Raw genomic sequence first — 8,865 nt, 5'->3', positions numbered from 1 at the left:
CTCTTGTTTTTCATTAAACAATCCCCGGGTGGGGGCGAGGCTACATTTTGAATCCGGTCGGTCGGCATCACATCCTCCGCGTAGCGGCTTCGTCCAACCATGCAATCAACCCGGACGCGCTAAAGCGCGCCGGCTAATTTGAAGAGTTAAGCGACCACCAGGTTCAATCAACTGGATGGCTCACGCGCTGCGCGCTCCAGCTGGCGAACACAAATTAAGAACACTAATCAATGAGCACACTTGGTGGATTTGGAACAATGTATTACGGATGGAGTCATTCATCCGATGGCACCGCAACCGCAACAAAATGGATTACGGCAGTTTGGCTTCCGATTGTTCCTTTGAAAAGGCATAGACTTCGTGTGCTGACCGATTTTGACGAGAACAATATTGAATCGTCGGCTGGTGGATTGATCATCTCGCAGGTAGACACGTATCGCTTACTTGGGACCTTGTCGCTGTCTAGTCGAGAAGTAATCGGGACCTATTTGAAGACGTTCGTCGGTTTGCCATTGCTTTGGATCGGCCCTATACTCATTGCTAGCCTGGTAGCGGGACTGCTCATTCAAATGCGGATTCTTCCACCCAACGAGCCGCCGGTCGCTTTACTTATGACTGGCTCGCTTCTTGGCTTTTCATTGTTCATGATCAATGCAATCCGCGCAATTAGAAAAGCGCGTGGTTGGCAGAGAAGGACCTAATCTTTCTGAACATCAGTTCCAACGGACGGTTGCGTCCGACGTTAGCCATTTCGTACAGCGCAACCCACGCACTCATAACAAACCCCATGAGAATTTCAGCACTTCTTTCAGCAACCCTTGCTTTCTCGTTCATCTCTGCGGATGTACTCGCAGATTCAAATGAATTCATCAGCCCAACCTTAGGCCTGAAGCTGACCAAGCCGTCTGCTTGGCATTTTGTCTCTGCCAACACCTACCTCGAGCAAATGAAGCAAGTAAAGTGGGATGAGCCGGGCGTTCAAGAGCATTGGAACCAAGCGCTACGAGCCCCTGTTGTTGTCATTTCGCAGTTTCCCGCGAACCATAATGGCATCAATCCCAGCTTCAAGATCGATGCAAAACCATACGGCGTGATCCCATCCGGGATTAGTGGAAAGGAAGTTATCGCCAAACTGATTCCATTGATGCAGCAGCGATTCAAGAAATTCAGAATCGACACAGCACCTGCGGAAGTCACCTTGGGAAGTCAGCAGGCTGGATACGCTAAGATGACTTACGTCTCGACCAGTACGACTGGGGTGGATTTTGAAATCACTTCGCAAATTTGGTCTGTCCCCATGAAATCGTATTTGTTTATTCTTGGTGCCACATATGCGCCGAACTCCAAAGCCTCTGAAGCCGAGGTGAAGAAGATTGCACAGTCGATCAGTATTGAATAGCGCTTCAACAAATCGTCAAGTGACCCCAATGTCTGCTCCACTCAAGGAATACGAATTCGTTCGAGTGCGCCAGCTGATTCAGTCTGCTGGGCATCTTGATGGTTGGCGCGTGAATCAGCGCGCGCCTGCGCCAGGTGACGTAGGAACGCTCCTTGATATCTTGACTGCACCGGGACTCCCGAACAAATATGTCGTTGAATGCTCTGGCAAAGACGGTATAACTATTTGGCTGGCGGATTTCTATGAGGAGGAAATCGAACGTGTGTAGTTGGTCAAACCCTTGGAGCCAAATAGACCGTGCCGCTTTCCACACCCAACATCCAGCTCTGCAGGCCAAATGAATACTTACGCTCTCGCCTTAATCGGAGCCGCGGCCCTTGCGCTGGCCGCCATTTTCCTGATCGCCCCGCTGGCACGTTTCATCCCGAATTGGATGGAGAGCCAATGGCTGCGTGAATCTGCAGGCCAGGCGGCACAACTTGAGGAGGAAGAGCTGCTACTCAGGCTTCCCGGCTATCCGACCTATATGACGGCCGCTATCGGAGCGGCACTCGGCTTTGCCGCATTTGCGATCCATGGCGCATCGGCGGAAGGCATTGGTCTTTGCTTCTATTTCTTCAGCCTGCTCCTTCTGTTGACGATCAATGTCAGGCACCTTGTGCTGCCAGACGTCGTTGTCCTGCCCGTGTTGGGAACTGCGTTGCTCTTTCGCGTACTTACTGGCGATGCCTCAGAGTTCATCTATGGCGCAATCGTGGGCGCCGTCGCGTCATACCTGATCAATTTCCTCATCAAGCTCGGCACGGGAGGAAACTTCATTGGCTATGGCGATATGAAGACCTTCGCCATGGCCGGATCCTGGTTCGGATTGAGCGCCCTCCCGATCCTCTTCGGCACATTCGTGGTGGGCGTGATCGTGTACGGGATTTCAATCGCGGTGATTCAACGCAAGACCGGCAAGTCGCGTCCCCTACCCTCCGGCCCGGCACATATGATGGCTTCACTTGCCATCCTATGGCGCGCCTACGGATGATAGTGTTTACACTATCGATTTCATAATTACAATCAATTAGATCAATCGCTACCCTTGCTTTAGCCTAAGGTTTCCCCGACAACAACAAGGAGAAACCGTGATGAGCAATCGCAAACTCGCCGTGCTGGCCATGCTGGCAGGCCTTCTTCCACTCTTCGAACCGCAGCTCGCCTACGCTGCCGACAAGGTAGCTGGCGGGCAGAATTGGTGGCCCGAAAAACTGGACCTACAGCCTCTGCGCCAGCATTCAGCCGAATCCAACCCCTACGGCGCCAACTTCAACTACGCCAAAGAATTCCAAAGCCTCGACCTGAAGGCAGTCAAGAAAGACATCAACGCCATCCTCACCAGCTCCCAACCCTGGTGGCCTGCCGACTACGGCAACTACGGTCCCTTCTTCATTCGCATGGCCTGGCACAGCGCCGGTACCTACCGCGTCGGCGATGGACGCGGCGGCGCAGCCAGCGGCCAGCAACGCTTTGAACCGCTGAATAGCTGGCCGGACAACGTCAGCCTCGATAAGGCCCGCCGTTTGCTGTGGCCGGTCAAGCAGAAATACGGCCGCAAGATTTCCTGGGCCGACCTGATGGTCCTGGCCGGCAACGTGGCGATGGAAAACATGGGATTCAAGACCATCGGCTTCGCAGGCGGGCGCACCGATGCGTGGGAAGCCGACACCGTGTTCTGGGGCGCAGAAAACAAGTGGCTGGGTGCCGACCGTTTCAGCGGCAAGCGCGAACTGAAAGGGGCGCTGGCGGCTACCCAGATGGGCCTGATCTATGTGAATCCCGAAGGCCCGGAAGGCAAGCCTGACCCCATCGCAGCCGCCGCCGATATCCGCCAGGCCTTCGGCCGCATGGCCATGGACGATGAGGAGATCGTCGCCCTGATTGCCGGCGGCCACACCTTCGGCAAGGCGCACGGTGCACACAAGCCGGATGAATGCGTCGGTGCCGATCCCGCCGGTGCGGCGATGGAACAGCAGGGGCTGGGCTGGCAGAACAAATGCGGCAAGGGCAATGCAGAGGACTCGGTAACCAGCGGCCTGGAAGGCTCCTGGACCTCCAACCCGATCGCCTTCACCACACAATACCTGGACAACCTGTTCGCCTTCGACTGGGTGCAGAGCAAGAGCCCGGCCGGCGCGACGCAATGGGTGCCGAGCACACCGGATGCGGCGAACCTGACGCCGGATGCGCACATCGCCGGCAAGCGCCACGCCCCGATCATGTTTACTACCGACCTGTCGTTGAAGGAAGATCCCGAGTTCAACAAGATCGCCAAACGCTTCCAGCAAGATCCGAAGCTGTTTGCCGACGCCTTTGCCCGCGCATGGTTCAAGCTGACCCACCGCGACATGGGGCCAAGCGCACGCTACATCGGCACCGACGTACCGAAGCAGACCTTCCTGTGGCAAGACCCGATCCCCGTGCCAGGCTATGCCGCCATCAACAGCCAGGATGCGGCGCAACTGAAGCAGAAAATCCTGGCCTCCGGTTTGAGCACGCAAGAACTGGTGAAGACCGCGTGGGCCGCGGCGGCCAGCTACCGCGGCAGCGATAAGCGCGGCGGCATCAACGGCGCCCGCATCCGCCTTGCGCCGCAGAAGGATTGGGCGGTGAATGAACCCGAGCAATTGTCAACGGTACTGGCAAAGCTTGAATCCATCCAGGCTGATTTCAACAAGGCCCAGAAAGGCGGCAAGAAAGTCTCGCTGGCCGACCTGATCGTCCTCGGCGGCAATGCCGCTATCGAGAAAGCTGCAAAAGCAGGCGGCCACGCCGTGCAAGTGCCTTTCAAGGCGGGCCGCGCCGACGTGACGCAAGCGCAGACCGACGTGAAGTCCTTCGCCGTGCTGGAATCGAAAGCTGACGGCTTCCGCAACTACTACGACAGCGACAGCAAACTGCCGCCTGCCGAAGCCCTGGTCGAAAAGGCTAACCTACTGAACCTGACCGTACCTGAAATGACGGTACTGGTTGGCGGCTTGCGCGCCCTCGATGCCAACCATGGCCACTCGGCCAACGGCGTGTTGACCGGCAAGCCGGGCACCCTGAGCAACGACTTCTTCGTCAACCTGCTGACCATGGACACCAAGTGGAACAAGGCGCCAGGTGCGGAAGGCTTGTACGAGGGCCGCGACCGTAATAGCGGTGAGCTCAAATGGAAGGCAACGCCGGTGGACCTGATGTTCGGTTCAAATTCCGAACTGCGCGCCGTGGCCGAGGTCTATGCCGCCAACGATAGTCGTGATAAATTCGTCAAAGACTTCGTGGCCGCCTGGAACAAGGTCATGAACCTGGACCGCTTCGACTGAGAACCGGGGGCCCTGCGGGGCCCCTTTGACCACAACCTTCACCTGCCCGACACCTGAAGTCTTGGACGCCCATATTCTCCCGTTGTCGATTGCGCATGCCACGCAGTATCGCGAGCTGATGCTGCATGCCTTTGAATACGAGCCGGATGCGTTCACTTCAACGCGGGCAGAACGCGCCGCCCTGCCGTTCTCCTGGTGGGAGCAGCGTATTGACGACCCGCAGCAAAACAGCGTGGTATTCGGCGCCATTGCTGGCGGAAAGTTGGTGGGCACCGTCGGCCTGGAATTTTCAGTCCGCGCCAAGACCAGCCACAAGGCGCATTTGATTGCAATGTACACGCTGCCCGAATGGCGCGGCAAAGGGATCGGCCGTCATTTGCTTGGCGCTGCCCTGGCCCATGCGCGACACAGGCCAGGAGTCGAAGTCATCACGCTGACGGTCACCGGGAACAACCTGCCCGCGATTGCCCTCTACGAAGGCGCTGGCTTCCGCAGCTTCGGGACCGAGCCGATGGCGATACGGGCCGCAGATGGCTACAGGGCCAAAGTCCATATGTGGCTGCACCTGACCGGGCAATGATAGACTGGCGTTCTTATTCCAATAACCACAAAACGCCATGTCCACTAATCCCTACGCGCCGCCCACTTCCGACGTCACCATCGAAGATGACACTCCCGAAGTGCCGGCCGAAATCCTGAAAAAGATCAAAGGCGCCTGGGTCGCCGGATTGATCTCAGCCGCCATGACTTTGCTGGTTACAGTGTTGACCATATCCGGATCGAAGGTGGCCGGATTCAATGCATGGAATTTTATTGACGTGGTGCTGATCCTTGCACTCGCCTTCGGCATCTTCAAAAAGAGCCGAACCTGCGCAGTCATCATGTTCGCCTATTTCGTTATTTCGAAAATCCTGATCGTCATGAATACCGGAAGGTTTGACGGGGCTGTCATGGCGATCGCCTTCCTGTACTTCTATGCGCAAGGCATGGCGGGTACCTTTGCCTATCACAAGCACCTGAAAGGTTAAGGCCGCGATGCGGATCGCGGCCTTCGATGGACGTCAGTTGATGGTGAAATTGGCGTTGGAAACGTCAAAGAACACATTCCCTACCGCCTCGACCTTGATGCGTGCTGCCGTTGTCGATAGTGCCGGCAGCGTCACCGCCTTGCTGCTATTGTTTGGCGTACTGGCCGCGAGCACGTAAGGGAACGTCAAGCCGCCATCCGTCGACAGGCTTATTTTGACATTGGCCGTATTCACCGGCGAGGCAGCGGTATTCGCCACATTCCAGGTCACGTTCAACTGCGAACCGCGCGCCACCGACACTGCGGTATTCGGCGCCGTCACCAGGAATGGCCCCGCTCCCGTTGCCAGCACCAGTGCGGTCGCTGCGCTGCCCACGCCGCCATGCCCATCGCGCGCCGTCAGGCGGAAATTCAGCGTTGCCGGCCGCGCATTGACCTTGCTATATCCGGTGTAGCTGGCCGTCGGCAGGAATTCCGAATAGCAGGCGATATTGGCAGCGGTTGGCGGCGATGCCGCCGCCGGGCAGGAGCCCGTCTCCGCGTTGGTGTTGTTGGCGAGGATTTGCGCCATGTCGGGGAACACGCGGGTCGGGTCCGTGCTCACCACGTTCTCGCCCGGCGAGCCGTACTGCAGGGCATCGCTGTCGCTGACCACCGCCTGCAGGCCGAACTGGCGGAACAGCGGCCCATTTGCCTTGCTGTTGCTGATGAGGCCAGTACCGCTGGTGCCGGCGCGGTCGTTCTGCTCCCACATATAGGTCATCTGCTCGCCTTCCGCATTGCTTGCGCTGCCGGTCAGTGCGAACGGGGTGCGGACCGGGATGGTGTAAGTCGGCACCACGCTGACCACCGGCGTGCTGTTACCAGTCGGTGTGACCACGCCGCGCTTGCTGGTCGGCCCGCCTGCTACGATCTCGTTCACATGGCCGCTGCAGCCGCCTGTGCAATTGGCCAGCTGCAGTACGCCCGCCGTCACGCCGGCCAGCGAGCCGCCAAAGGTAACCGTGAAACCCGCATCGCTGACAGCGCTGACCGAAACACTGGCGGTCGACGGCCAGCCGGGGATGGACTGGATGGCCGCCTTGATACCGGTCGTCGTGTAATTGCTGCCGCGGATGATCGGCGCCGAGGCATTGCCGTTGTAGGACAGCGTGAATTGCTGGCCGTTGGTCGTGAAAGCGCGCAGCACGCCCATCTGCACGGAAGTCAGGTTCGATTCCGTGCCCGATGTGTAAGCGGTAATCTCATCGAAGCTGCGCTGCGACCAATATGCATCGCTATGCGTCTGCAGGTTGTCCGTGCCGCAAATGCCGGCGTAGGCCATGATGGATGAACCGCTGCCCGGCTCCACGGACGTGCCTGCGTTGCGATTGCCGCCAGCGCAGTTTGATGTGGTGCCGTTGAAGGTGTGGTTGCCGGCGAACTGGTGCCCCATTTCATGCGCCACATAATCAACCGCATAGAAGTCACCCACCGGGGTCGGGATGCAGGTGCATCCTTGCGCCTTGTAGCTGCCGCCGACGACGCCCAGGCTGGCGATGCCACCGCCGTTCAGGCCAAGTGCGATATGACCGACATCGAAATTGCCGGCGCCGGCAAGCAGGCCGACAACCGTGCGGTTGCGGGTTAGCGTGGCACTGCCGCAGCCGGAAGCCTGGTCGGGCGTGAAGCAGGCGGTAGCGCCGCAGGGACCGTTAGCGCCGGTCATTTGCGCGTCGGTGTCGAGGTTCAACGCATCGGTGTTGTTGATCAATACCAGGCGAATCGAAGTCTCGTCCTCATACACTTGCGTCACGCGGTTGATCAGGCTCACCTTGGCCGCCGTCACGTTGGCGCTGCCGCCGAAGTAATTGGCGTAGGAAGGATCAGTCAGCAGCGCCAGGCGATAGGTGCGCAGTTGCGTACCACTTGCCGCTGCAGCACTGGCCCCTTCCGGCACCACGTGGTAGGAGCTGCTTGTTGCGCCGTGGCCATCGGAGGCAGTGACCGAGTAGGCGCCGGTACCGCGCGCCGGGTCGGCAGCGAAAGTGGCCGACACTACGCCATCTTTATCGGCCGACGCCACTATGCTGTGGACCGGGCCGAACCCGGAACCTTCATTGCGCACGGTAAGGGTGACCGAGGCGCCCGGCGCGAAGCCGGCGCCGCGCACTTCCACTTCATCGCCAGCATGGACAAAGCTGCGTGTCAGGATCACCTGCGGCGCCTTGATATCACCTTCCTTGAAAGGGCCATGGCGATTCGACAGGTCGCGCGCGCTGTAGCTGGTGTAGACGCTGTCGTCGAGGTGATGGGCCGGGTCCACGTACCAGGCACCGTTCGGCGAACGTACCGATGCGCGCAAGCCAAGCGGCGAAATATCCATGCGCAAGGTAGCGGATGGGTCGTCGATGCCGCGTCCAGCATAAGTCCTGATCTCCGGATGCCTTGCGGCCAGTTCCGGCTCCATCACTGGCGAATCCACAACGCGGAAGCGCTGGTAGCCGCCCTCTGGATGCGGCAGCGAGATGATGACCTCACTTTGCTTTGCCGATTGCGCGCGTTCATGCGGTGCCCGCGCAAGCATTTGCGCCAGGCCCGCGCGGTCCAGCGTCGCCGCATGAAAACGGCGCGGCAGCGCGGCAGCACTGGCGCTCTTGCCGTGCACACGCTGCGCGTCGGCCTCACCGGCTTCGCGCCAGTAAGCACCGCTGGCCTGCACCGGGATGTTTCGCTTGCTTATATTTTCTGCTGCCAGCGTATTCACAGCGCCGATGATCAGTGCACTCGCGAGCGCGAGTCTCAGAGGGGTATGCGTAGTCATTCCGTGCCTTATTAGTTGGATGGTTGTTGAAGGTCGAAACTGTGCAACTACTGCAATGGAGGAGTATTTCGGAATTGATGAGTTAGCTCAAGCGATGTTCGATTGGGGCGTCGCCAGAAGCCGACATGGTACCGTGGTATTATTTGCAAAACGTCAATCATCCTTTCCCGCAAGTTCCCACGTCGGTTTGAGGTGTACTGTCAATAATGGACACGTCCGTTTCAAGCAGCCAGCGCCTGTTTGTTGAAATTATCTGCAAACAATGCCGGCGATACATAGCCAAGGC

Annotated in this window: 8 protein-coding genes; 7 read left to right on the top strand and 1 reads right to left on the bottom strand. The window is 58.6% G+C overall.

Annotated elements, in window-relative coordinates; translation table 11 throughout:
• Positions 1-230 precede the first annotated feature (230 nt).
• From ASD58_RS20760 to ASD58_RS20730, 7 genes are all read left to right on the top strand, one after another.
• On the top strand, positions 231-701 hold the full coding sequence (locus ASD58_RS20760; RefSeq protein ID WP_156401407.1) for a hypothetical protein: 471 nt from the start codon (positions 231-233) through the stop codon (positions 699-701).
• Between the two features lie 86 nt (positions 702-787).
• Positions 788-1,399: a hypothetical protein gene (locus ASD58_RS20755; RefSeq protein WP_156401406.1), complete on the top strand. Its 612-nt coding sequence runs from the start codon at positions 788-790 to the stop codon at positions 1,397-1,399.
• Between the two features lie 28 nt (positions 1,400-1,427).
• On the top strand, positions 1,428-1,667 hold the full coding sequence (locus ASD58_RS31420; RefSeq protein WP_156401405.1) for a hypothetical protein: 240 nt from the start codon (positions 1,428-1,430) through the stop codon (positions 1,665-1,667).
• 69 nt (positions 1,668-1,736) lie between these two features.
• Positions 1,737-2,432, top strand: a complete 696-nt coding sequence (locus ASD58_RS20745; protein WP_057263134.1) for a prepilin peptidase — start codon at positions 1,737-1,739, stop codon at positions 2,430-2,432.
• 100 nt (positions 2,433-2,532) lie between these two features.
• On the top strand, positions 2,533-4,749 hold the full coding sequence (gene katG / locus ASD58_RS20740; RefSeq protein ID WP_057263133.1) for a catalase/peroxidase HPI: 2,217 nt from the start codon (positions 2,533-2,535) through the stop codon (positions 4,747-4,749).
• A gap of 61 nt (positions 4,750-4,810) precedes the next feature.
• On the top strand, positions 4,811-5,329 hold the full coding sequence (locus ASD58_RS20735; protein ID WP_200951645.1) for a GNAT family N-acetyltransferase: 519 nt from the start codon (positions 4,811-4,813) through the stop codon (positions 5,327-5,329).
• A 37-nt stretch (positions 5,330-5,366) separates the two neighbouring features.
• Positions 5,367-5,777, top strand: coding sequence for a hypothetical protein (locus ASD58_RS20730; protein ID WP_057263132.1), 411 nt, complete (start codon positions 5,367-5,369; stop codon positions 5,775-5,777).
• A gap of 33 nt (positions 5,778-5,810) precedes the next feature.
• Here the strand turns inward: ASD58_RS20730 and ASD58_RS20725 are convergent, their stop codons facing one another.
• Positions 5,811-8,579 carry a M12 family metallo-peptidase gene (locus ASD58_RS20725; protein ID WP_082565573.1) on the bottom strand — a complete coding sequence of 923 codons (2,769 nt, stop codon included), beginning with the start codon at positions 8,577-8,579 and terminating at the stop codon, positions 5,811-5,813.
• Positions 8,580-8,865: the final 286 nt, after the last annotated feature.

It is taken from the genome of Duganella sp. Root1480D1, from assembly GCF_001427305.1.
Lineage (GTDB): Bacteria > Pseudomonadota > Gammaproteobacteria > Burkholderiales > Burkholderiaceae_D > Rugamonas.
This window is presented reverse-complemented; position numbering and strand designations above follow the sequence as displayed.

Bases quoted from the DNA above. Each gene is read 5' to 3' on its own strand.
- ASD58_RS20760 (WP_156401407.1), top strand. From the start codon at position 231: ATGAGCACACTTGGTGGATTTGGAACAATGTATTACGGATGGAGTCAT.
- ASD58_RS20755 (WP_156401406.1), top strand. From the start codon at position 788: ATGAGAATTTCAGCACTTCTTTCAGCAACCCTTGCTTTCTCGTTCATC.
- ASD58_RS31420 (WP_156401405.1), top strand. From the start codon at position 1,428: ATGTCTGCTCCACTCAAGGAATACGAATTCGTTCGAGTGCGCCAGCTG.
- ASD58_RS20745 (WP_057263134.1), top strand. From the start codon at position 1,737: ATGAATACTTACGCTCTCGCCTTAATCGGAGCCGCGGCCCTTGCGCTG.
- katG (WP_057263133.1), top strand. From the start codon at position 2,533: ATGAGCAATCGCAAACTCGCCGTGCTGGCCATGCTGGCAGGCCTTCTT.
- ASD58_RS20730 (WP_057263132.1), top strand. From the start codon at position 5,367: ATGTCCACTAATCCCTACGCGCCGCCCACTTCCGACGTCACCATCGAA.
- ASD58_RS20725 (WP_082565573.1), bottom strand. From the start codon at position 8,579: ATGACTACGCATACCCCTCTGAGACTCGCGCTCGCGAGTGCACTGATC.